The sequence below is a fragment of the Mesorhizobium sp. WSM4810 genome, assembly GCF_055811235.1.
Map to the genome: position 1 here is coordinate 349,185 of NZ_JBVVQV010000003.1, position 22,344 is coordinate 371,528.

The window sequence follows — 22,344 nt, forward strand, 5'->3', positions numbered from 1 at the left end:
AACACCCCTCAACCGTCTCGGCGCTGCGCGCCGATCCACGTTCTCCCACAAGGGGAGAAGGCAAGAGCACGCTATTGCCGCCACGGCTGCAAACTCTGGTCGACAACGTTCAAGAGAATTATCGAACTGTCTCAGGCGGCGGAGCGCCGTCCGGGTAGCGGCGTCCCTGGCGTCTGATGGCCGACCGGCGTCACCAGCGTCAGGTCGGGATAGCCGCTCTCGATCAGTTCGACCGCGGCCTGCGCCACCTCGTCGTTCGGCTCCAGCAGCGACAGGAAGACTTCTGTGCCCTCGCCGACAAGGCGGCTGATGCCTTGCGCGTCGGTGGGTCCGCATTCGACCACGACCAGATCGTAGGCGGTGGTCAGCGACTGCATGATGATCGGCAGCCGGTCGGCGGCGCGCATGGCGCGAACCGGATCGGCGTTGCCGACGGGAATGACGTGGCAGTCCGAATAGAGATCGGCATGGATCACGTCGCTGAACTGCGCTTCGGAGGCGAGCAGATCGGTGATGCCCGGGAAAAGCCTGCTGTCCAGCGTCGGCCGCGAAGCGGCGCCCGAAGCGGTGAGATCGAGCAGGAGCACGCGCAGGCCGGTGTCGGAAACCTCACGCGCCACCAGCACCGCCGAGGCGGCCGCCTCGTCGCCTTCCGGCGACACGAATATGGCGCGTGCCGCACCGCTTGTGATCAGTTTCTCCACCGCCTTGTCGATTTCGACCTCGCCAAGGCTGCGGCGCGCCGGCCCGACGTCCTCACCAGTTGCCGGGCCAGTTGCTGGCGCCGCGGCAGCCGCTTGCGGCTCTGCCTGGACTTCCGCCATCCGATCCCCAAGGTCTTCGATATCGGCCGATTCCTGATTGGGTGGCTCGTGATCGGGCGGTTCGTGATCGGACGGTTCGTGATTGGGCGGTTCGCGGGCAACTGGCATCGCGACCTGTTCGATCCGCTCGAAGCGGGCGCCGGCGGCCGGCCGCATGGCGCGACCCGAAAACAGCTCTTGCAGAAGCGTCACGATCGCCATGACCAGCAGCGAGCCGACGAAGGCCGCACCGATGATCGGCAGGATTTTTGGATAATAGGGTTGGGACGGCGCCACCGCGCGGGAAAAGACACGGGCGTCGACCGGCGGATAGTTGCTGTCCTTGCGCGAGGACGCCTCACGATAACGGGTCAGGTAGGATTCGAGCAGCTGGCGCTGGGCGGTCGCTTCGCGCTGCAGCGCGTCCAGTTCGACCTGCTGGTCGCCGGCGCGCGCCGATGCGGCCTTCAGCGTGTTGACGTCGGCGACAAGCTGGTTTTCGCGGGCCTGGGCGGTCTGCGCCTGCGTCATCAGCCCTGTCATGATCTTTTCCGCCTCGTTGCGGATCTGGCGGTCGAGATCGGCAAGCTGCGACCTCAGCGCCCGGATTCGCGGATGATTGTCGAGCAAGGAGGTGGAAAGGTCGGCGATGTTGGTCTTGAGCTCGACCTGCCGCTCGCGCAGCCGCTGGATCAGTCCGGACGACAGCACCTCCGGTACCGCATCCAGCGAGCCGCCATTCTGCAGCGCCCTGCGCACGCTGTCGGCAGTCGCTGCCGCCGAGGCGCGATTGGCCCGCACCCGCGACAATTCGCTGGACAGTTCGGAAAGCTGTTGCGTGGCGAGCACCGAATTGTTGCCGCCCATCAAAAGATCGGACTGGGCGCGGTAGCTTGCCACCTTGGCCTCGGCATCCTTCACCCGCTTCGACAGGTCGGCGATCTCCGGCGCAAGCCAGTCGGTTGCGGCGGAATTCGATTCGATATTGGCATTGCCCTGGACGGAGATGTAGGCGTCGGCGATGGCGTTCGGGATTGCGGCGGCGAGCCGGGGATCTTCCGAGGAGAATTCGATGACGATAACGCGAGATTTTTCAACGCGATAGACGTTGAGCTTCTCACGCATCTTCGTCAGCACGCGTTCTTCCGGCGGAATCTCGTTGGGGTCGCTCTTCAGGCCGGCGACGACAAGCAGACGGCTCAACGCCGGCATATCCGCCGTCTCGTCGAACTCGGGCAGCCGCGACAAATCAAGCTTCTGCGCCACCTGCTTGAGGATGTCGGTCGAGGAAATGACCTCGACCTGGCTGGTCACGCCTTCCTCGTCGAGTATAGGCTTGTCGTTGTCATTGGTGCCGTCGGGGCGCGTGTAGACCGATTCGCGCGTTTCGATCAAAAGCCGGGTTTCGGCCCGGTAATGCGGCGTGGCGAGCCAGGTGAGCGCGAACGCCAGGCCGGTTACAACCAGCGCGACGACAAGAATGCGCAGCCAATTCCTCGCAAGGCTGGCAAAGAGCTGCCTGAGATCGATGTCGACATCTGCGGCCGCGGATTGAACGGACATGCATCCTGCTCCGGTATTTTAGTCAGTATACACCGTAAACAAATATGGTAACTCAGCCGTTAATATTACGGTAAGCACCTCTCAGGTTTTACGCGCAAGCGGCAGCTAAAAGCACCGGAACCGGCCGTCTGTTGTCGGTTGCCATCGCTTGGGCCGCCCGCCTTTACCGGCCATTAACCCTAACCGGATGATAACGGGCCTCGATCTCCAGCGTTTGCCGCGGTGTAGCGGCGGCCAGTCGAAGGTACATGTCCGGTCATGAAAAGCACTGCTCCCCTGTTCCGTGCGCTGCTCGCCGTGTCATTGCTTGCCGGTTGCTCCAGCTACCGGCCGGCGCCGGCCGCATTTCATAAAATGCTCGATCAGCCCTATCGCCTCGGCGCCGGCGACCGGGTCCGCGTCACCGTGTTCGAGCAGGAAGGATTGACCAACGTCTACAGTGTCGACCAATCCGGCTATCTGTCCATCCCGCTGGTCGGCGCCGTGCCGGCGCGCGGCCACACCGCACAGCAACTCGAAGGCGAAATCGCCGATAAATTACGCCAGGGTTATCTCCGTGATCCGGACGTTTCGGTCGAGATCGACCGCTACCGGCCGATCTTCATCATGGGCGAAGTCGGTGCTGCGGGCCAGTACTCCTATGTTCCCGGCCTGACCGTGCAAAAGGCGATTGCCATCGCCGGCGGTTTCAGCCCGCGTGCCAACCAGCAAAGCGTCGACATCACCCGTGACATCAACGGCAAGGTCATGACCGGCCGCGTTGCCACCTCCGACCCGCTTCTGCCCGGCGACACGGTCTATGTTCGCGAACGCCTGTTCTAGACCACGTGGCGGACACACTCAGGATCGTCCACTGCTTTCGCTCACCTGTCGGAGGGATTTTTCGTCACGTGCGCGACCTGACCGAGGCGCAGGTCGCCGCCGGGCACGCCGTCGGCATCGTCTGCGATTCGACGACGGGCGGCGACTTCGAGGAACATCTGTTCGAACAGATGAAGGGCATAATGGCGCTCGGCATCCATCGCACGCCGATGCAGCGGCATGTCGGACCGGGCGACCTCGCCTCGGCCTGGCGCACATTTGAGATCATCAAGGAATTGCGGCCGGACGTGCTCCACGGGCACGGCGCCAAGGGTGGCGCCTATGCCCGCCTGTTCGGCTCATTGTTGCGGGCATCAAGGTCTCGCGTAGCCCGCCTTTATTCGCCGCACGGCGGCTCTCTTCACTATGACGAGACCACCGCCACGGGGAAGCTGTTCTTCGCGCTCGAGCGGTTCATGGCGCGCTTCACCGACTATCTTCTGTTTGTCTCCGACTATGAAAGGCAGACCTATCGCAGGAAGGTCGGCGAACCGCCGATCCCGAACAACCTTGTCTACAATGGACTGAGCGCCGCCGAGTTCGAGCCGGTGCGAGCCGAGCCGAATGCGGCCGATGCCCTCTATATCGGCATGATGCGCGACCTCAAGGGACCGGACATCTTCATCGATGCGCTGGTTCTTGCCGGAACGCGGCTCGGCCGCCCGGTGAATGCGGTGATGGTCGGCGACGGCGACGACCTGCCGCGCTACCATGCGCAAGTGAAGCGGCTCGGGCTCGAAGGCCATATGCGCTTCCTGCCGCCGATGCCGGCGCGCAAGGCCTTCGAGTTGGCCGAACTGGTCGTCGTGCCCTCGCGCGCGGAAGCCATGCCCTACATCGTGCTGGAGACGCTCGCCGCCGGCAAATCGATGATCGCCACCGGCGTCGGCGGCATCCCGGAAATTTTTGGCGCCGGCTCCCCTGCCCTGATCCGGCCCGATCCGCGCGAGCTTGCCGACAAGATGAGCGCGGCGCTGGCCGACCCCGATGCCTATGGCAGGCTGATGCCCGATACCGCCGACCTCAAGGCGCGATTCGGCGCCGACGTGATGGCCGCCGCGATCGAGACGGCCTATTTCGCCGCGCTCAAGCGCTAACCCGAAATGGGCGCTAACCCCAAAACGGCGCTGACTTCAAAGCTTCTCCAAAACCTATTTGTTGTTTCAAGGGTTTCTTAGCTCTCTTTCGCTATTCACTTGCCTGAAGCTTTGCGGATGCATCATGAGCGACTTCGATCCCAAACGCCGCTTTTCGAAAGACGCGGTGCGCAATTTCAACGGCCCGGCCGGCGACGATAGCCCCGGCGGCATGAACGACGTCGCCCGTCAGGTGGCGTCGCAATACCGGCGCGACACCATGTCGCCGATCATGGTCAGCGGCGTCTTGCGGATGGTCGAATTCGCACTGCTGTTCCTGTCGGGCCTGTGCATCTATTTTTACTATGTCGGCTTCTTCAACCATCTCGCCTGGCAATATCCGCTGGCGATCGCCGCCGCTTCGTCGCTCGCCGTGGTGCTGCTCGATGTCACCGACTGCTACCAGATCGTCTCGTTTATGCGGCCGCTCGCCAATTTCGGCCGACTGCTGATGGTCTGGGCCGGCACCTTCGCCCTGATGGCGCTGACGGCATTCGCCGTGAAGATGTCGCAAGATTATTCGCGCCTGGTTTTCGGCACCTGGTTCGTCGTCGGCTTCATGCTGATCTTCGGCCTAAGGCTGCTGATGTCGAAGCTGATCCGGCGCTGGGCGCGCGACGGGCGCATGGAGCGCCGCGCCGTCATCGTGGGCGGCGGCACGACGGCGGAAGTCCTGATCCGCTCCGTCGAAAAGCAGCCCTACAACGACATCCGCATCTGCGGCATCTTCGACGACCGCGGCGACAAGCGCTCGCCGCCCATCGTCGCCGGCTATCCAAAACTCGGCACCGTTTCCGAGCTCATCGAGTTCGCCCGCATCGCCCGTATCGACATGCTAATCGTATCGCTGCCGCTGACCGCCGAAACGCGCGTCCTGCAGCTTTTGAAGAAGCTGTGGGTACTGCCTGTCGACATCCGGCTCTCGGCGCATTCGAACGCGCTGCAATTCCGGCCGCGCGCCTATTCCTACATCGGCTCGGTGCCGATGCTCGACATCTTCGACAGGCCGATCAACGACTGGGATTCGGTCGCCAAGCGCGCCTTCGACATCGTCTTCTCGATCATCGGCATCATCGTGTTCTCGCCGGTCATGCTGGCGACCGCGATCGCCATCAAGCTCGACAGCAAGGGACCGGTGCTGTTCCACCAGAAGCGGCATGGCTTCAACAACGAGATCATCGAGGTCTACAAGTTCCGTTCGATGTACACCGACAAGGCCGACCCGACGGCCAAGCAGACGGTGACCAGGAACGACCCGCGCGTCACCCGCGTCGGCCGCTTCATCCGCAAGACCTCGATCGACGAGTTGCCGCAGTTCTTCAATTCGCTTTTCGGTTCGCTGTCGCTGGTTGGCCCGCGCCCGCACGCCATTGCCGCCCAGTCGCACAACCTTCTCTACAATGAGGTGGTCGACGGCTATTTCGCACGCCACAAGGTCAAGCCCGGCGTCACCGGCTGGGCGCAGATCAATGGCTGGCGCGGCGAGATGGATACCAACGAGAAGATCCGCATGCGGACGGAATACGACCTCTATTATATCGAGAACTGGTCGCTGCTGTTCGATCTGAGGATCCTGTTCCTGACACCGATCCGGCTGCTCAATACGGAAAATGCCTATTGAGCGCAGTCGCGCATGAACTGTCGCCGGCCGCGGTCAACGCCAAGCTGATCGCGCTGATTGCGTCGGGCGCGGTTTTCCTCGGCGTCTTCCTGTCCGGCTTCGTCATCGCCGAGCCGGCGCCATACGACCTCTATATGGTCGCGCTGATGGCGGTGTGGGCCCTGTTCGGCCTGCGCATATCGCGCGCGGCGGCGCCGCTGCTGGTGCTGCTGGTGGTCATGAACATCGGCGGCATGATCGCGATGACCCAGATGTCGGATATTGCCGGCACCCCGCTCTATCTCGCCGTGTCGCTGTTCCTGGCGCTTACCGCGGTGTTCTTCGCCTCGGTGACATCGGTCCAGCCAAATCTCTACCGGGTGATCTTCCGGGGCTATGTGATGTCGGCGGTGCTGACCTCGCTGCTCGGGATCGCCGGCTATTTCCATGCCTTCCCGGGGGCGGAGATCTTCACTAGATACGACCGCGCCACCGGCGCCTTCCAGGATCCGAACGTGTTCGGGCCGTTCCTGGTGCTGCCCGGCATCTACCTGCTCCATCTCCTGCTGACCGGCCCCGTCTCACGCATGCCGTTGCTGGCGATGCCGCTGCTGATCATCACCGCCGGGATTTTCTTCTCGTTCTCGCGCGGCGCCTGGGGCATGTTCGGCGTTTCGGCGATCCTGCTCACCGGCGCCCTGTTCCTGCAGAGCGCCAGCGGAAAATTCCGGCTGCGTGTCGTCGTCATGACCATCGCCGCCATTTCGCTGCTGGTCATCGCGATGCTCGTCATCCTGCAGCTGCCGGGCGTCTCGGAGATGTTCTCCAGCCGCGCCCAGCTGGAACAGAGCTACGATACCGCCCGCCTCGGCCGTTTCGCCCGCTATATCTTCGGTTTCCAGATGGCGCTGGAGCATCCGCTCGGCATCGGCCCGCTCGTCTTCGGCACGATTTTCGGGGAGGACACGCACAACATCTGGCTGAAAATGCTGCTGGACTATGGCTGGCTCGGCTTCGTCTCGTTCCTGACGCTGACCTGCTGGACGATGGCAGCCGGCTTCCGCATTCTCCTGCGCGACAGGCCGTGGCAGCCCTACCTTCTGTGCGCCTATGTCGCCTTCATCGGCAATATCGCGCTGGGCACCTTCATCGACATCGATCATTGGCGCCACGTCTATCTGCTGCTCGGGCTGATCTGGGGCGCGATCGCTCTCGAATATCGCCAGCAGCGGCAGTTGCGGCCGGCGGCGCTGTGTTCGCCGGCGGCTGGAGCATGATGGATTTCTGGGGCAGTCTAAGTCCCTTGAAAATGGTCGGAGTCCAGCACGTGGGGTAGCGAGTGGTGGTCTTAGCCATTGCCGTCGAATATGGCGGGAACTCGCTGCAGGGCTGGCGATGGGCATAGGCATAGCCGTCGGCATGGCGCTGGCCGGATGAACTTAGGCGAGCGTTGCGCAATCTAACGTATAGCCGGCAACGCCATCACTACGACCGCGGCAACGGCCGTATCCGGGGGCGAAACGTTGATCGTCATCTAAGCACCCCACCAAACGATGGCTGCACACAGCAAAAACACGAGCATGGCACACGCGATGAACATACCTCTTCGCCTTCGCCACCTTGGCGGCTCAGCCGGCACAAGCCTGAACCGCTGAGCATGCTCCGTCGCGATTTTCAGTAGGGCTGCAGCCGTTTCGCGCGGCGTCCACCCCTTCGCTTCCGAGGTAGTCACCAAGGCTGCAAATGCGGCTTCCAAGGCGACTTCACAGTTGACGTCCCGATCTGGGCTACCCTTTGGCAAGATGGGTGGTTGCACGGCTTGGGACATGCACACAAAGCGGCTCGCGGATGAAAGGTTCCCGCGTTTCGAGCCCTTCACTTTCGAAGGTCGGCTTCCAGGTGCGGTTCCGCTCTCGCTGCTGGCATTTGTCGTCGGGAATGAACGTGAAGAACACCGGGCGGCGGTCGCGGCCTTCGGCCTTGCATTTGAGCAGCCAAACAGCCCGACCAGATCCTGATGCATCGATCCGCGATCTGATCCGAGCCTGTCGATCAGCGCTTGGATGTGTAAGCGGTGTTTCGGGTCCGCCTTTCGAAAGTGGTCGCGATCTGTGAAGTTTCCGGTTCTGCATTGGAATCGGAGATCGGCTCGTGTCTGCACTTGACCTTACGTTTAATCTTCAGCGCCAGCCTCGACGTTTCGAGGTGATCAGCGGTGCTGGCGGCCGGCGTCGATGCGAGCCCCAGCTATTTCCAGCAAGCTAATGCCTCGTCGGCAGAGATCCTCCCAAGCAATTTCCTTCCGCCGGCCACAACGGCATGACGGAAACGAAAGAAATCGAAACTCTGCTTGAGATCGAGCGGCGCTTTTCCCCGCAGCTTTTCGAGCTCCCGAAAGACCCGGCCAAACCCGAATTGCTGGTAGCGCTCCATACCCTCGCAATCGAACCACCGCTGAGCCTCAGATGGTTGATAGCGGAAATACTCGATCAGTTGGTGGCATTCCACCATATCACGAACTTGGTGGCCCGCTGCGGACCAGAAACCGGACAAGGCCAACTGGCCGGCGGCCCCGCAATTGTTGATGATCCGCACGCCAAGATCGATGACGACGAAAGTGGCGCGCTCGTCATTCCAGCTTCCGCCGCGAACAACCTCCTCGATCAGCCGGACGCATCCCATTGTGCCGACGCGGTAGGCGTCGCCAAAATTGCCGTTCTGGATCAATGGCCGGTGCTGCGCCTCGACCCCGCTTACATTGAAAAGCATGTGCACTTGCCCTTGCCGGCAGCGAATCGCCGCCGGGCACATTGTACGCCGCCGATCGTCGGCCCGTTGACGGCGCGACTCAGACCGCGCGATTCGAGGCCGGCAATTGTCGCGGGGAACGGATTTGCGGGCGACATGGCCCAGACTGGCACGGCCCAGAAAAGGAAAGGGCCCAGAAAGGCCCCAATTTCTCGTTTTCGCGGCTCAGCTAGTTTCCCCGGATTTCAAATAAGCCTTAGGGTTCTAAGGGCTTATTTGGTCGGAGTGGCCGGATTCGAACCGACGACCCCTTGACCCCCAGTCAAGTGCGCTACCGGGCTGCGCTACACTCCGGACCGGTCGCGATGTATCGTGATAACCCGGTTCGGGTCAACCGAATTCGGCGGCCATCACGCCGATGCCCGGCATGGTGGATTTGAAGTTCCTGCTCTGGTGGATGTCGTCAGCATTCAGGAACTTCAAATCCAGAATACACCTCGCTTGTCTGGCTTGATCCTCTGGCGTCGTTGCTATGAGACGGGTCTTGGATTTTCCACGGATTGTGTCAGCGCGGCCGTATCGATCAGCGCGCTTTCCGGAAGCCGGAGCGCAGAGGCTATTCGCCTGAGCTTCGACAAATCGGCATTCCTGCCGTTCTCGATGTCCGCGATCTCATCGACCGACAGTCCGCACGTCAGGGACAGCTCTTCCATGCTGTATCCCCTGGTTTCTCGGATGGCCTTAAGGGCGCTGTGGTCGGGCGCAGCTTCGGTCGCCGACAGTTCGGAAAAAGCTTCGCTTGTTGCTATTTGGGGCATTTGGCAACTCCGTGGATTTAAAGAGTTCGATCAAATCAAGAAGTTGCCTGAGACGGCGCAGAGAATGCCCTCTCGATGGTGATTTGCCAAGCGCCAAAAACGCCGTCACGGCATCGTGATTCCGATCGGCGCAGCCCGGCACAGGCCTCGGCGGCACCGGCACGGGACCGTCATCCCGATCGGGGTCTTTGACTGGCCGATCGCCGAATTGTTCGACGGTTCTGAGCCGCTCCCTTGTCAAGCGGCTGTCGCTGGCCCGTTAGCCGTTTTGAGCGGATCGAACCTCAGCGGCAGGAGCACGCAGAACGCGTCAGGGGCTGCGAATTTTCTTGAACCGACGCGTGAACCTTTTCTCTCCGGGCCGCACCAACACGGCATGGACGCCACAAAGGCGGTCCCAACCGGAAGGACGCCCTGACGGCGATCCTCGATCAAGAGAAGGAGATGCTCAAGTGACCAACATCTCGAACTTCAAGCGCCTGTCGCTCGCCGCTGCCATCGTCGTCTCGGCCTTCGGCTCGATTTCACTGCCGGGCTCGGCCTTCGCCAACGGCACGCATCCGAGCGGCGGCGGCGCGGTTTGCAAGGGCGCGGGTCACTGCCTGGTGCTGCAGCTCGACTGCAAGGGTACATATACGGACGCCACCGACTCCAACGGCACCGTCTACGGCAAATGCAGCCAGACCGCGCAGGTCAGCCCGAAGAACAAGCTCAAGCTCGCGCGCTGATCGACTTTTGGTCAACGAAAATGGCGGGCCGTCCGCGCCGCCATTTTCCTGCCTCAACGTGCCGATCTCGATCTCGTTCGCGACGTTTTCTGCTGGCGGCTGAGGAACAGGCTGGCGACGAGCCCGACCACAACCAGACCGACTGCGGCCGCAGTCGCAGGATGATCGCGGGCCGTCTTCTCTATCACCCTGCCTTGCCTCCTGATCGCAGGCAGAGCGTCACTAAAACGCTCGGCGAGGTCCGAGTAATAGTCCGACGCGGTGTCACGCCCGTCCTCGTAATAGGCGCTGCCGCGCCTGGAAACGGCTTTCCTCAACGCCGCCAGTTCCCTGGAGAGAGCCGCGACCTGTTTTTCAAGATCGATGTCGGAGAGGGTCGAAAATGATACCATGACAGGCTTCCTTCTTTTGCGAAGGAACGCACGATCGCAAAACCGGTTCCGGTTTTTGCCGCGACCGATCGGGGCCCAGAGCGCGTCGCGTCAGAAGCGATTCATGCGACCCGCGTGAAGTTCTATGCAGTCGCTATCCCGGGGCCATGCGCTAGCGCACCTGATCGAGCAGGCGCTTGCATTCCAGAAGGTCGAACAGCGCCTCCTGCAGCAAAGAGCGATTGTCGCGCGAGAGTTTCGACGTGCCCGGCTGCACCGGGCCTTCGTCGTCGGTCTTGCCCAGGCCGAAAAAGCGCCGGCTGGGTTTCACCTTGGGCTCGCCGACCAGCATCTCGTCATCGGCGCCGCGCGGCTGGGCCGCCGGCGTCAGCGGCACCGCATCGGCCTGCCGGCGCTGCGAGATCGCCTCGACGGCCGCCATGTCGCCATTGCCGATGGCGACCAGGAAATGATTGCCGTTCTCGCGCAACAGCTTCTGCACGCCCTTGATCGTGTATCCCTGATCGTAGAGCATGTGGCGGATGCCCTTGATCAGTTCGACATCCTGGGGCCGGTAGTAGCGGCGGCCGCCGCCGCGCTTCATCGGCTTGATCTGGTTGAAACGCGTTTCCCAAAAACGCAGCACATGCTGCGGCAGGTCGAGATCTTCTGCGACCTCACTGATGGTGCGGAAAGCGTCGGGGCTCTTGTCCATGGGCGAAATCCTCACGCTGGAGCATGGTCCCGAAAAGTGGGAAAACGGTTTTCGGCCAGGATCATGCTCAACAAAGAGTCATTCCGATCCGGCTTGTTGTGCCGAATCGAGCCTTATTTCAGCGGTTTATGAGACAATATTCAAGCCCGGCGTCAAAGCAGGCGACCGTTTTCAACCGGGCTTTGAAGCGCAGGCGCTATTTGCTGCCCTTGGCCTTGCTGATCTGGTGCGCGCGCAGGATGCGGTTCTTCAGCACATTCGACGATTTGAAGGTCATCACGCGGCGCGGCAGGATCGGCACTTCCTCGCCGGTTTTGGGGTTGCGCCCGATGCGCTCGTTCTTGGAGCGGACATGGAAGGTCGCGAACGACGACAATTTCACCGTCTCGCCGCGAACGATCGCCTCGCAGATCTCGTCCAGAACCGCTTCGACGAGCTCGGCCGATTCAGTACGCGACAGGCCAACCTTGCGATAAACGGCTTCAGCAAGATCGGCGCGCGTAAGTGTCTTTCCCCCCATGCGAACCGTCCCCATCAGCTCAAAAAACATAACTCTATATAAGTAAAGATAGAGCCTAAGTAATTGATCCGGCAAGGTCAAGGACCGAACCGGTCCGTTCGGCACTTACCAGCGAACCAGGACCGCGCCCCAGGTGAAGCCGCCGCCCATCGCCTCGATCAGCACCAGATCACCCTTCTTGATGCGGCCGTCGGCGACCGCCACCGACAGCGCGAGCGGCACCGAAGCAGCCGAGGTGTTGCCGTGCAAATCGACGGTAACCACTACCTTTTGTTCCGCTATCCCGAGCTTCCTGGCGGAAGCGTCGATAATCCGCTTGTTGGCCTGATGCGGCACGAACCAGTCGAGATCTTCAGCGGTGATCCCGGCAGCTGAGAACGTCGCCTCGATGACGTCGGTGATCATGCCGACCGCGTGCTTGAACACTTCGCGGCCTTCCATCCTGAGATGGCCCACCGTTCCGGTGGTCGACGCTCCACCGTCGACGAACAGCTTGTCCTTATGAGCCCCGTCGGAGCGCAGGCTGGCCGCCAGCACGCCGTGGTCGGCAATGCCGCCCGCCCCCTCGCCTGCTTCCAGCACCATCGCGCCGGCGCCGTCGCCAAACAGCACGCAGGTCGAGCGATCGCTCCAGTCGAGGATGCGCGAAAAGGTTTCGGAGCCGATCACCAGCACGCGTTTGGCTAGGCCGCCGCGGATATAGAGGTCGGCCGTCGTCACCGCGTAGACGAAGCCCGAGCACACCGCCTGCATGTCGAAGGCGAAGCCGTGATGCATGCCGAGCCGGTTCTGGATGTCGACGGCGGTCGCCGGAAAGGTGTTGTTGGGAGTCGAGGTCGCCAGCACGATCAGGTCGATATCGGCCGGCGTCAGTCCGGCATTGTCGAGGGCTGCGCGCGCCGCCGCCTCGCCGAGCGAAGCCGTCGTCTCGTCGTCGGCCGCGATATGGCGCTGGCGGATGCCGGTGCGCTGGGCAATCCATGCGTCTGACGTCTCGACCATGCCTTCGAAATCGGCATTCTTCATGATGCGGCGGGGCAGCGCGGAGCCTGTGCCGCGCACGACTGATCTGATCAAGGCTCTTTCCTATTCCTCTGCGTCGGCAACGACGTCGGATTTCCTGGATGTCTGGGCATGCGGATTGCGCGCATGGAACAGATCAAGATCGGCTTCGATGCGATCGAGCAGATTGTTGCGCACCATGTCGTAGCCAAGCTCGATCGCCGCCGCGAAGCCGTCCGAATCGGCGCCGCCATGGCTTTTCACCACGACGCCGTTCAGACCCAGGAAAACCCCGCCGTTGGAGCGGCCGACATCCATCTTTTCGCGCAGGCGATCGAAGGCGCCCTTGGCGAATACATAGCCGATCCTGGCCATCAGCGTGCGGTCCATCGCGGCGCGCAGGTAACCGGCGATCTGCCGTACCGTGCCTTCCGCCGTCTTCAGCGCGATGTTGCCGGCAAATCCTTCGGTGACGACCACGTCGACCGTGCCCTTGCCGATGTCGTCGCCCTCGACGAAACCATGGTAGTTCATCGAGGCCATGTTGGCCTCGCGCAACATGCGGCCCGCCTCCTTGACCTCTTCCTGGCCCTTGATCTCCTCGACGCCGACATTGAGCAGACCGACGCTCGGCCGTTCGATGCCGAAAACCGAGCGCGCCATGCCAGTGCCCAGAATGGCAAAATCAACCAGTTGATGCGCATCCGCGCCGATGGTGGCGCCGACGTCCAGCACCACGCTTTCCCCACGCAATGTCGGCCACAGCGCCGCGATCGCCGGACGGTCGATGGTCGCCATGGTGCGGAGGCAGAATCTCGACATCGCCATCAGCGCGCCGGTGTTGCCGGCCGAGATGCAGGCGTCGGCAGTGCCTGCCTTGACCGCCTCGACCGCTTTCCACATCGACGACTTCCAGCGGCCATGGCGCAGCGCCTGGCTCGGCTTGTCGTCCATCCGGACTGCTATCTCGCAGTGGATGAACTCGCTCACTTCCGCCAGCTTGGGCAGCTTTGCGAGTTCGGGGCGCACTGCCTCCTCGCGACCATAGATGACGAAGCGGATGTCGGGACGCCGGGTCGCGACCGTCATGAGCGCCGGGATGACCACGCTTGGTCCGTGATCGCCGCCCATGGCATCGATGGAAATCCTGATCACGCGGTGTTCATCTCACAGTTTGCTTGAGCGAGCGCCTGGCGCTGGCAACGGGTTTGGGGCTCGCGAGGGTTCGGCGAAAATAGCGTTTTTGGGCTGCCGCACAACCGGCTTTCTCCGATTGGGTCGGGTTTTCAGGATTTCCCCAGCAGGGAACGCAGCTTTTGCTGAAATTCGCTTTCCGCAGTCCCGGCATCGTCGGCAGCCTCCATCGAAACGCCTTGCTTGCGCGGATAGGGATCGATCGCCAGTCCAAAGAACTGTTCGGCGAGCGCCCCGACATCGATTGAATTGCCGGAAAATGTTTCCGGGCTGTCCGGCCCTTCGGCATCGAGCATTATCTCGCCACCGCCCTCGAAACCCTGCCGCCCGAGCTTCGACTGCTCCGGCAGGAACAGTGCGTCGACCGCCTCGTCGATATGCGCCTCGATCGGGTCCAGGGTGACGATGCAGGCCTGGGTGATATCGGCCTCGACGCGGCCGCTGACCTTGACGCCGTTGCGCTTCCATGGCGCCACCAGCAGTTCGGCGCGATAGTTCTCGACCGACAGCAACTCGTGCTCGCCTGCCAGCGCGGCGCGCTGCGCGGCGTCGGCCTCGATTAGCACCGGCAGTCCCTTTTGCGGCAGCCGGGCGACGTTGGCCACGAAGGACACGGGGCTCTGGCGATCGGGGCTCTGGGAATCGGCGTGTTTCATATTTTCCTTTAAATAGGCTTGTTTTCTTAAATAGGTTTGGCCGCGGGGAATGCCACAGTGCCGGAAACAATCGATTCGGTCGGCTGTTCCGCGAGTCGCCTGGAGACATCGGCGACGTAGCCGGCCAGACGCGTCGCCTGCGGCCAGATGCCGGCATCGGGCCTGACATTGCGGGCAAGCGCCGCGACGAGTGCGTCATGGTCGTTTCGTTCCAGCGCATCGTCATAGGCGGCGGTGCGGCCATAAAACATCTTTGCCAGTTTCTTCATGCGCTTCGGCACGCCGACGTCGCCGATACCGAGTTCGCGCAGCGAATGCTCGACATCCATGAAGAACTCGTCGATCAGCACCTGCGCGACCTCCCCGGCAACACCACCCTCGCCGCGCAGCCGGTGCTGGAACAGGAACATGTGCAGCGACAGCATCTCGAAGCGGCCAAGCGGCGTGTCCGGGACATCCCAGTCGGAATAAAACACGGTTTGCCGCGCCGCTGCCACGATTTGTGCGTAAAGCGCCTCGGTGATAGCGCGGTTGGCGTGACGTTCGCGACCAAAAAGGCGCTGGAACATTGAGGGTGGTCTCCCGGGGACCGTTTGTTGAATTGGCCTTGTTGCATCGGCGAGCAAGCTGGTTTACCGGTTTTGCGGCCCAGCGCAAGTTGCGGCCAGCTAATGGAGTTGTAGTTGCGCGCGCTGAAAATCAAGTCGACTTTTCTGCCCAGGTCCGCTTTTCCGAGATCCGCCGGCGCGATCTCGCTGCTGGTGGTCGCTTCGGCGCTTTGCGGCTGCAACTCGTCGAAGATGATCGGTGATCTCAATCCGAGCGAGACGCTGACGCAGGGCTACGTCATCGACCAGCAGGCAATCGACCTGGTGCCGGTCGGCTCGAGCCGCGAACAGGTGCTTCTGGCGCTCGGCACCCCGTCGACCAAGGCGACTTTCGACAACGAGGCCTTCTACTACATCTCACAGACGCGCAAGCGTTACGTCGCCTTCGACAAGCCGAGGCTGGTCGACCAGAAGGTGCTGGCCGTCTATTTCGGCGAGGACGGGCGCGTTACCCAGATCGCCAATTACGGCCTGAAGGACGGCAAGGTGTTCGACTTCATCTCGCGGACCACGCCGACCGGCGGCAAGGACCAGAACTTCCTCAGCCAGATCATGGGCGGCGCCAGCAAGCTGGCGCCTGGCCTCCCCGGCGGCGGCGGCGGCGCCTCGCCCGGCACCTGATCAATCCCGGCAGAATCGGCTTCTCATCCTTTTTTTGCTTCCCTTCTTATTAATTTCGAGGGGAAGCAGCAACATCTCAGGCGACCGAAAACCCGCGGGAGCGATCCTGCGGGTTTTTGTTTTGAGACAGAAAGCCATTGTCGCAGGCTGCGGGCCGCAGACGACTTGAACGCGAGCTTTTGGAGCTGTCACGGGCGTCAATTCCCTGATGCTGGGCGTCCAAAATAGACGAACCCGCGGGATCGCTCCCGCGGGTTCGGTTGTGGATCTCGGCCTCGGAAGGCCAAGCCGCCTCAGCCGTGCGCGAGCACGGCCAGCAGCAGCAGGGCGACGATGTTGGTGATCTTGATCGCCGGGTTGACTGCCGGACCGGCGGTGTCCTTGTAGGGATCGCCAACCGTGTCGCCGGTCACCGAGGCCTTGTGCGCCTCGGAGCCCTTGAGATGCTTGACGCCGTCCTTGTCGGTAAAGCCGTCCTCGAACGATTTTTTTGCATTGTCCCAGGCGCCGCCGCCAGAGGTCATCGAGATGGCGACGAACAGGCCGTTGACGATGACGCCGAGCAGCGAGGCGCCAAGTGCTGCAAAGGCGGACGCCTTCGAGCCCGAGATCAGCAGCACGCCGAAATAGACGACCAGCGGCGCCAGCACCGGCAGCAGCGATGGAATAATCATTTCCCGGATCGCCGCCTTGGTCAGAAGATCGACCGCACGCGCATAGTTCGGCTTCGAGGTGCCGGCCATGATGCCCGGATCCTCGCGGAACTGCTTGCGCACCTCCTCGACGATGGCGCCCGCCGCACGGCCGACAGCCGTCATGGCGATGCCGCCGAACAGATACGGAATCAGACCGCCGAAGATCAGACCGGCGACGACATAAGGGTTGGAGAGGTCGAAAGAGACGTCGCCCATGCCCTGGAAGTAAGGGTATTTGTCGCCATTGGCGGCAAAGAACTTCAGGTCGTTGGAGTAAGCCGCAAACAGCACCAGCGCGCCGAGACCGGCCGAACCGATGGCGTAACCCTTGGTCACCGCCTTGGTGGTGTTGCCGACGGCATCGAGCGCATCGGTCGACTGGCGTACTTCCTTGGGCAGGCCGGCCATTTCGGCAATGCCGCCGGCATTGTCGGTGACCGGGCCGAAGGCGTCGAGCGCAACGATCATGCCGGCAAGGCCGAGCATCGTGGTGACCGCGATCGCCGTGCCGTAGAGGCCGGCGAGCTGGTAGGTCGATATGATGCCGCCGACGATGACGATCGCCGGAAGTGCCGTCGATTCCAGCGAGACCGCAAGGCCCTGGATGACGTTGGTGCCGTGACCGGTGACCGAGGCCTGGGCGATGGAGTTCACCGGGCGTTTGTCGGTGCCGGTGTAGTATTCGGTGATCACCACGATGAGGCCGGTCACCGCGAGACCGATCAGGCCGCAGATGAACAGGTTCGCGCCGGTGATGGCCATGCCGGCGACCGTGCCGATCTCGCCCCAGCCCAGCGTTGCCGAGGTGGCGATGCCGAGGCCGACGATCGACAGCAGGCCGGTGACGATCAGGCCCTTATAGAGCGCGCCCATGATCGAGCCGTTGGAGCCGAGCTTGACGAAGAAGGTGCCGACGATGGAGGTCAGGATGCAGGCGCCGCAGATGGCCAGCGGATAGAGCATCGTGGCGCTGAGAACGGCGGTGCCGCCGAAGAAGATGGCGGCGAGGACCATGGTGGCGACCACGGTCACCGCATAGGTCTCGAACAGGTCGGCGGCCATGCCGGCGCAGTCGCCGACATTGTCGCCGACATTGTCGGCGATGGTGGCCGGGTTGCGCGGATCGTCTTCGGGAATGCCGGCTTCGACCTTGCCGACGAGATCGCCGCCGACGTCGGCGCCCTTGGTGAAGATGCCGCCGCCGAGACGGGCGAAGATCGAGATCAGCGAGGCGCCGAAGCCGAGCGAAACCAGCGAGTCGATGACGACGCGGTCGTTGGGCTGGAGGCCGATGAATTGGGTGAGGATCAGATAATAGATCGAGACGCCGAGCAGGGCCAGGCCAGCGACCAGCATGCCGGTGATGGCGCCCGACTTGAAGGCGATCTCGAGGCCGGCTGCGAGGCTGTTGGAGGCCGCCTGCGCGGTGCGCACATTGGCGCGCACCGAGACGTGCATGCCGATGAAGCCGGCGGCGCCCGACAGAACGGCGCCGATCAGGAAGCCGATGGCGGCGGTGATCGAAAGCAGCCACCAGGCGAGCAGCAGGACCACGACGCCGACGATGGCGATGGTGGTGTACTGGCGCGCCAGATAGGCCTGCGCGCCTTCGCGGATGGCCGCGGAAATTTCCTGCATGCGTGCATTGCCCTGATCGGCCGCGAGGACCGATTTTGTCGCCCAGATGGCGTAAAGGACTGAAAGCAGACCGCAGGCGATGACAGCTAAAATTATGGTCATTGCCGGATTTTCCTCGATTGATGACCCAAAAGAACCCCTCCCTGGGCCGTTGAGACAGGGAGCGGATTCCGCGCGCCGAATCCGCTCCCCTCGCATCGGCTTATGCGAAACAGGGCTGCGAACGTCAAGATATTGTTCGGTTTTTGCCCGGCTTTCGCTCAAAAGCCCCGGCCTTCGCCCAAAAGCAATGGGCGGCAACACGCTCGCCAGCGCCCCCACCCGATCAGATCGATTGAAATCGGCTGGCGGTTGTCAGCCTTTGCGCAGGTCGCAGTCCAGCCTGACGGCGAAGATCGGCACCGCCAGCGTGGTCATGTAGAACATGAAAGTCTTCTGCTGGCCGTTGCAGACGTTGGACTGCCACACCCGTCGCGAGCCTGATCAGGCAGGCAGAACTTGCAGATAGACAGCGCTCATGCAGCTTTGCAAATATCGGCGGCGCAGCCTATCTTCAGGGTGGAGTTGGAGATGACCGATGAAGTTCAAGGCGATCATTCACGAAGCCGAAGAAGGTGGCTACTGGGCCGAAGTGCCGGCAATTCCCGGCTGCGCGACCCAGGGTGAAACCTTGGACGAACTTGTCGAGAACTTGCGTGAAGCAATCGAAGGCTGCCTCTCGGTAGAGCCGCTATCTTTCACTTCAGAACCCGGCCGGGTCATGGAAATCGCTGTTTGAAATCCATTTCCGGCAAGGAGCTTGCGCGTGCCATCGAGCGGCAAGGCTGGAAGCTTTTGCGTGTTGCCGGCAGTCATCACATCTACGGCAAGGAAGGCATCGTGCGCCTTTCGATCCCGGTTCATGGCAACAGGCCGCTCAAAACAGGACTCTTGCGACATCTCTTGGCGCTGGCCGAGATGAGCGAAGGCGATATCTGAGTTTTGCTAATTACGTCGTCTCCTGCCCCATGCGGCGTGCGGTATAGCGCTCGATCGCCGACAGCCCGTCATAGATCAGCACGGCAAGCGCGGCGACGATCAGCCCGCCCTGCAGGACGAAGGCGAGATTGTTGGACAACAGGCCGGCGATGATCACCTCGCCGAGCGTCCTGGCCGCCACGGTCGAGCCGATCGTCGCGGTGGCGAGGCTGATGACCACCGAAAGCCGGATACCGCCGAGAATGATCGGCGCGGTGAGCGGCAGCTCGACCTTGACCAGCCTTTGCCAGCCGGTCATGCCGGCGCCGCGCGCCGCCTCGACCACATTGGCCGGCAGCGTCGTCAGCCCGGTCAGCGCGTTCTCGAAGATCGGCAGCAGGCCGTAGAGAAACAGCGCGATCAGTGTCGGCTTCTCGCCAAAGCCGACGGCCGGCACGGCCAGCGCCAGCACCGCCACCGGCGGAAAGGTCTGGCCGATATTGACCAGGCTGCGCGACAGCGGCAGGAATTCGACGCCGGCCGGCCGGGTGACCAGGATGGCGAGCGCCACGGCAACGATGGTTGCCGCCACCGTCGCGATCAGCACGGTCCTCAGGTGCAGCAGCGTCAGCGTCAACAGGCTGCCCTGGTTGTAGATTGCCGGCGCGTTGCTCTCGGTCAGCGGCTTCAGCAGCGGCTCGAACCAACCCGGATTGGTCACGAACGCAATGAGCAGCACCACCAGGGCAAGCCTGAGCAGTGACGGAAGCCAGGCTTTTACACCGGCCTCTTTCATGCCGGCCTCGCCGCGCGTTTCACCAGCCCATCCACAGTCACGCGGCCGAGCGGCTTGCCATCCGCGCCTGTCACCGGCAGCGCCGGGCGTCCCGACCACAACAGTTCGGCCAGCGCATCGCGCTGGCTGGCGTCGGCGGGGATCGCCTCGCCTTCGGCGGTGCCCGTCTCCACGGCGTCGCGCACCCGGCCGAGCGACAGCAGCCTGAACGGTTTTTCGCTGGCGCCGACCAGGGTCTCGACGAAGGCGCTGGCCGGCTTCGCCAGGATCTCGGCGGGCCTGGCATATTGCACCAGCTTGCCGGCATCCATCACCGCGATCTTGTCGCCCATACGCACCGCCTCCTCCATGTCATGGGTGACGAGGATGATGGTGGTGCCGAAGCGCTTCTGGATCGCCAGAAGGTCCTCCTGCGCCTTGTTGCGGATGATCGGGTCGAGCGCGCCGAACGGCTCGTCCATCAACAGCACATTCGGCTCCGCGGCAAGTGCCCTGGCGACGCCGACGCGCTGCTGCTGGCCGCCGGAGAGCTCGTGCGGATAGCGTGGCCCGAACGCCTGGGGATCGAGCTGGTAGAGCGTCATCAACTCGTCGACACGGCGCTTGGTGCGGGCCGCGTCCCAGCCAAGCAGCACCGGCACGGTGGCGATGTTCTGTGCCACGGTGCGATGCGGAAACAGCCCATGGCCCTGAATGGCGTAACCGATGCTGCGGCGCAGCTCGTAGCCGGGCAACGAGCGGTTGTCGGCGCCGTCGAGCCTGATCACGCCGGCGGTCGGCTCGACCAGCCGGTTGATCATGCGCAGCAGCGTCGTCTTGCCGGAGCCGGAGGTGCCGACGATGACGGCGATGGTGCGCGGCTCGATCACCATCGACACGTCGTCGACGACGATCATCGCGTCATAGCGCTTGGTAATGCCTTCGATCTCGATCATGCCGGTTGTGCCTCGCGTCGCCGGGTGGAGGTCATTTCGATCAATGCGTCGAGAATGATGGCGGCAGCAAAGGCCAGCGCCACCGTCGGCACGGCGCCGAGCAGCACCAGGTCCATCGCCGTCTGGCCAACGCCCTGGAACACGAACACGCCGAAACCGCCGCCGCCGATCAGCGCGGCAATGGTGGCAAGGCCGATGTTCTGCACCAGCACGATGCGGATGCCGGTGAGGATCACCGGGAAGGCCAGTGGAAATTCGACGCCGAACAGGCGCTGGCGCTCGGTCATGCCCATGCCGCGCGCGGCGTCGTTGGCGGCGCGCGGCACACCGGCAAGGCCGACCACGGTGTTGGCCACCACCGGCAGCAGCGAATAGAGGAACAGGGCGACGAAGGCGGGCGCGGTGCCGATGCCGCGAATGCCGAGGGAGGCCGCGCCGGGCACATGCGTGGCGACCCAGCCGAGCGGCGCGATCAACAGGCCGAACAGCGCGATCGAGGGAATGGTCTGGATGATGTTCAGCACGTTGAGCACGCCGGCCCGCAATTTTTCGACGCGGTGGCAGAGGATGCCAAGCGGCAAGCCTGCTATCACCGCCGCCGCCAGCGAGCCCAGCGCCAGCGTCACATGCTTGGAGCCTTCGGCCCAAAAACTGTCGGCACGGTTGGCGTATTCCTTGAGGATCGACAGACTGTTCCAGCTGCCCGAGACCAGCAGCAGGCCGATCGCCGCTGCCGCGACGACGAGCACGCCGATCCGCGCCGATGGCGACAGGTTCAGCCTCGTCAGCCCATCGGCGAGCAACAGCGTAAAGGCGAAGATGAGCAGCCAGAAACCCGAAGCCGGCGAGATGCGGGCAAAGCTGTTGCCCTCAGGCGTCAGGAAGCTGCCGGCGACGCCGATCAGCAGCGCCAGTGCGGCAAGCGCGACCACGCTGGCGGCCAGGCGCAGGACCAGCGGCGTTTTCAGCAAGGCGACGACCGCCGCAACGACGACGACGGCAAGCAGCAGCGGCCCCAGCGTCGGCGGCAGCGCTTCAAGAATCGAGCGCGCCTCGCCCGGCACGATGCGATTGGCGCGCAAGGTGGCAAAGGGCGCCGCGAAGGCGGCATAGGCAACGATCGCGGCGATGACCACGCCGAGCTTGTCGAAGCGGATCCGCATCAGGCACCCGCGCAGCGCGAGAGAGCTGCCGCCTTTTGAAGCCAGATGCCACAGCCTCGGCGCCCTACGACACCCCCCTCTGGCCTGCCGGCCATCTCCCCCTCAAGGGGGGAGATTGGCAGCGTCAGCGCCGGTACACACCTTGCACAGCTGAAAGGTGGCGAAAGCCGTCGTGACATCTGATCTCCCCCCTTGAGGGGGAGACGGCCGGCAGGC

At 63.0% G+C, this 22,344-nt stretch carries 22 protein-coding genes and 1 tRNA gene; 9 read left to right on the top strand and 14 right to left on the bottom strand.

Features of this window, described 5'->3' with window-relative positions:
- Positions 1-131 precede the first annotated feature (131 nt).
- Positions 132-2,366 carry a GumC family protein gene (locus AC0L3O_RS06705; RefSeq protein ID WP_473615201.1) on the bottom strand — a complete coding sequence of 745 codons (2,235 nt, stop codon included), beginning with the start codon at positions 2,364-2,366 and terminating at the stop codon, positions 132-134.
- Between the two features lie 258 nt (positions 2,367-2,624).
- Here AC0L3O_RS06705 and AC0L3O_RS06710 point away from each other — a divergent pair, with 258 nt between their 5' ends.
- The 4 genes from AC0L3O_RS06710 (at position 2,625) to AC0L3O_RS06725 (ending at position 7,240) form a co-directional block, all read left to right on the top strand.
- Entirely contained in the window at positions 2,625-3,188 is a 564-nt protein-coding gene (locus AC0L3O_RS06710) for a polysaccharide biosynthesis/export family protein (protein ID WP_287065967.1), read from the top strand.
- A 5-nt stretch (positions 3,189-3,193) separates the two neighbouring features.
- Positions 3,194-4,324, top strand: a complete 1,131-nt coding sequence (locus AC0L3O_RS06715) for a glycosyltransferase family 4 protein (RefSeq protein WP_023798378.1) — start codon at positions 3,194-3,196, stop codon at positions 4,322-4,324.
- Between the two features lie 124 nt (positions 4,325-4,448).
- The gene (locus AC0L3O_RS06720; protein ID WP_023798379.1) at positions 4,449-5,984 is read left to right on the top strand and encodes an undecaprenyl-phosphate glucose phosphotransferase; all 1,536 of its coding nucleotides are present in this window, start codon (positions 4,449-4,451) and stop codon (positions 5,982-5,984) included.
- Positions 5,981-7,240, top strand: coding sequence for an O-antigen ligase family protein (locus AC0L3O_RS06725; protein ID WP_473534603.1), 1,260 nt, complete (start codon positions 5,981-5,983; stop codon positions 7,238-7,240). The genes AC0L3O_RS06720 and AC0L3O_RS06725 overlap by 4 nt, the downstream gene beginning before the upstream one ends.
- A gap of 970 nt (positions 7,241-8,210) precedes the next feature.
- On the opposite strand, the gene AC0L3O_RS06730 is transcribed toward AC0L3O_RS06725, so the two are convergent.
- Positions 8,211-8,774 carry a hypothetical protein gene (locus AC0L3O_RS06730; protein ID WP_473615202.1) on the bottom strand — a complete coding sequence of 188 codons (564 nt, stop codon included), beginning with the start codon at positions 8,772-8,774 and terminating at the stop codon, positions 8,211-8,213.
- Positions 8,775-8,988: 214 nt separating this feature from the next.
- Positions 8,989-9,065, bottom strand: a tRNA-Pro gene (locus AC0L3O_RS06735).
- A gap of 18 nt (positions 9,066-9,083) precedes the next feature.
- Between AC0L3O_RS06735 and AC0L3O_RS06740 the strand changes: the two genes are divergently transcribed.
- Both AC0L3O_RS06740 and AC0L3O_RS06745 read left to right on the top strand, forming a co-directional pair.
- Entirely contained in the window at positions 9,084-9,611 is a 528-nt protein-coding gene (locus tag AC0L3O_RS06740; RefSeq protein WP_425284456.1) for a hypothetical protein, read from the top strand.
- Between the two features lie 370 nt (positions 9,612-9,981).
- Complete coding sequence (locus AC0L3O_RS06745) at positions 9,982-10,257, top strand: hypothetical protein (protein ID WP_023798384.1); 276 nt, start codon at positions 9,982-9,984, stop codon at positions 10,255-10,257.
- Positions 10,258-10,310: 53 nt separating this feature from the next.
- Here the strand turns inward: AC0L3O_RS06745 and AC0L3O_RS06750 are convergent, their stop codons facing one another.
- From AC0L3O_RS06750 to AC0L3O_RS06780, 7 genes are all read right to left on the bottom strand, one after another.
- Entirely contained in the window at positions 10,311-10,649 is a 339-nt protein-coding gene (locus tag AC0L3O_RS06750) for a hypothetical protein (RefSeq protein WP_292544296.1), read from the bottom strand.
- Between the two features lie 151 nt (positions 10,650-10,800).
- Positions 10,801-11,343, bottom strand: a complete 543-nt coding sequence (locus AC0L3O_RS06755; RefSeq protein ID WP_473615204.1) for a MerR family transcriptional regulator — start codon at positions 11,341-11,343, stop codon at positions 10,801-10,803.
- Between the two features lie 196 nt (positions 11,344-11,539).
- On the bottom strand, positions 11,540-11,863 hold the full coding sequence (locus tag AC0L3O_RS06760) for an integration host factor subunit alpha (protein ID WP_023798387.1): 324 nt from the start codon (positions 11,861-11,863) through the stop codon (positions 11,540-11,542).
- A gap of 105 nt (positions 11,864-11,968) precedes the next feature.
- Entirely contained in the window at positions 11,969-12,940 is a 972-nt protein-coding gene (locus tag AC0L3O_RS06765; protein WP_023798388.1) for a beta-ketoacyl-ACP synthase III, read from the bottom strand.
- A 9-nt stretch (positions 12,941-12,949) separates the two neighbouring features.
- A complete protein-coding gene (gene plsX, locus AC0L3O_RS06770; protein ID WP_023798389.1) occupies positions 12,950-14,020 on the bottom strand; it encodes a phosphate acyltransferase PlsX in 1,071 nt (356 codons plus the stop codon).
- 131 nt (positions 14,021-14,151) lie between these two features.
- Positions 14,152-14,715: a YceD family protein gene (locus tag AC0L3O_RS06775; RefSeq protein ID WP_023798390.1), complete on the bottom strand. Its 564-nt coding sequence runs from the start codon at positions 14,713-14,715 to the stop codon at positions 14,152-14,154.
- Positions 14,716-14,741: 26 nt separating this feature from the next.
- Entirely contained in the window at positions 14,742-15,284 is a 543-nt protein-coding gene (locus AC0L3O_RS06780; protein ID WP_023798391.1) for a ubiquinol-cytochrome C chaperone family protein, read from the bottom strand.
- A gap of 114 nt (positions 15,285-15,398) precedes the next feature.
- On the opposite strand from AC0L3O_RS06780, the gene AC0L3O_RS06785 reads away from it, so the two are divergent.
- The gene (locus AC0L3O_RS06785) at positions 15,399-15,944 is read left to right on the top strand and encodes an outer membrane protein assembly factor BamE (RefSeq protein WP_023798392.1); all 546 of its coding nucleotides are present in this window, start codon (positions 15,399-15,401) and stop codon (positions 15,942-15,944) included.
- Between the two features lie 293 nt (positions 15,945-16,237).
- On the opposite strand, the gene AC0L3O_RS06790 is transcribed toward AC0L3O_RS06785, so the two are convergent.
- Positions 16,238-18,379: a sodium-translocating pyrophosphatase gene (locus tag AC0L3O_RS06790; protein ID WP_128169988.1), complete on the bottom strand. Its 2,142-nt coding sequence runs from the start codon at positions 18,377-18,379 to the stop codon at positions 16,238-16,240.
- A 475-nt stretch (positions 18,380-18,854) separates the two neighbouring features.
- On the opposite strand from AC0L3O_RS06790, the gene AC0L3O_RS06795 reads away from it, so the two are divergent.
- Positions 18,855-19,055 carry a type II toxin-antitoxin system HicB family antitoxin gene (locus AC0L3O_RS06795; protein WP_023798395.1) on the top strand — a complete coding sequence of 67 codons (201 nt, stop codon included), beginning with the start codon at positions 18,855-18,857 and terminating at the stop codon, positions 19,053-19,055.
- Positions 19,052-19,255 (top strand): type II toxin-antitoxin system HicA family toxin, encoded by a 204-nt coding sequence (locus tag AC0L3O_RS06800; RefSeq protein ID WP_023798396.1) that lies wholly within the window; start codon positions 19,052-19,054, stop codon positions 19,253-19,255. The genes AC0L3O_RS06795 and AC0L3O_RS06800 overlap by 4 nt, the downstream gene beginning before the upstream one ends.
- Before the next feature lie 10 nt (positions 19,256-19,265).
- On the opposite strand, the gene AC0L3O_RS06805 is transcribed toward AC0L3O_RS06800, so the two are convergent.
- From AC0L3O_RS06805 to AC0L3O_RS06815, 3 genes are read right to left on the bottom strand one after another with little or no spacing between them, the layout of a single operon-like run.
- Entirely contained in the window at positions 19,266-20,030 is a 765-nt protein-coding gene (locus AC0L3O_RS06805; RefSeq protein WP_473615206.1) for an ABC transporter permease, read from the bottom strand.
- Complete coding sequence (locus AC0L3O_RS06810) at positions 20,027-20,965, bottom strand: ABC transporter ATP-binding protein (protein WP_473534631.1); 939 nt, start codon at positions 20,963-20,965, stop codon at positions 20,027-20,029. Before AC0L3O_RS06810 ends, AC0L3O_RS06805 begins: the two co-directional genes overlap by 4 nt.
- On the bottom strand, positions 20,962-22,128 hold the full coding sequence (locus tag AC0L3O_RS06815) for an ABC transporter permease (RefSeq protein ID WP_473534632.1): 1,167 nt from the start codon (positions 22,126-22,128) through the stop codon (positions 20,962-20,964). Before AC0L3O_RS06815 ends, AC0L3O_RS06810 begins: the two co-directional genes overlap by 4 nt.
- Positions 22,129-22,344 lie beyond the last annotated feature (216 nt).

Coding starts and splice junctions, on each gene's coding strand:
- AC0L3O_RS06810 (WP_473534631.1), bottom strand. CDS start 20,965: ATGATCGAGATCGAAGGCATTACCAAGCGCTATGACGCGATGATCGTC.
- AC0L3O_RS06755 (WP_473615204.1), bottom strand. CDS start 11,343: ATGGACAAGAGCCCCGACGCTTTCCGCACCATCAGTGAGGTCGCAGAA.
- AC0L3O_RS06790 (WP_128169988.1), bottom strand. CDS start 18,379: ATGACCATAATTTTAGCTGTCATCGCCTGCGGTCTGCTTTCAGTCCTT.
- AC0L3O_RS06795 (WP_023798395.1), top strand. CDS start 18,855: ATGAAGTTCAAGGCGATCATTCACGAAGCCGAAGAAGGTGGCTACTGG.
- AC0L3O_RS06730 (WP_473615202.1), bottom strand. CDS start 8,774: ATGTGCCCGGCGGCGATTCGCTGCCGGCAAGGGCAAGTGCACATGCTT.
- AC0L3O_RS06760 (WP_023798387.1), bottom strand. CDS start 11,863: ATGGGGGGAAAGACACTTACGCGCGCCGATCTTGCTGAAGCCGTTTAT.
- AC0L3O_RS06750 (WP_292544296.1), bottom strand. CDS start 10,649: ATGGTATCATTTTCGACCCTCTCCGACATCGATCTTGAAAAACAGGTC.
- AC0L3O_RS06780 (WP_023798391.1), bottom strand. CDS start 15,284: ATGTTCCAGCGCCTTTTTGGTCGCGAACGTCACGCCAACCGCGCTATC.
- AC0L3O_RS06720 (WP_023798379.1), top strand. CDS start 4,449: ATGAGCGACTTCGATCCCAAACGCCGCTTTTCGAAAGACGCGGTGCGC.
- AC0L3O_RS06815 (WP_473534632.1), bottom strand. CDS start 22,128: ATGCGGATCCGCTTCGACAAGCTCGGCGTGGTCATCGCCGCGATCGTT.
- AC0L3O_RS06805 (WP_473615206.1), bottom strand. CDS start 20,030: ATGAAAGAGGCCGGTGTAAAAGCCTGGCTTCCGTCACTGCTCAGGCTT.
- AC0L3O_RS06710 (WP_287065967.1), top strand. CDS start 2,625: ATGAAAAGCACTGCTCCCCTGTTCCGTGCGCTGCTCGCCGTGTCATTG.
- AC0L3O_RS06705 (WP_473615201.1), bottom strand. CDS start 2,366: ATGTCCGTTCAATCCGCGGCCGCAGATGTCGACATCGATCTCAGGCAG.
- AC0L3O_RS06775 (WP_023798390.1), bottom strand. CDS start 14,715: ATGAAACACGCCGATTCCCAGAGCCCCGATCGCCAGAGCCCCGTGTCC.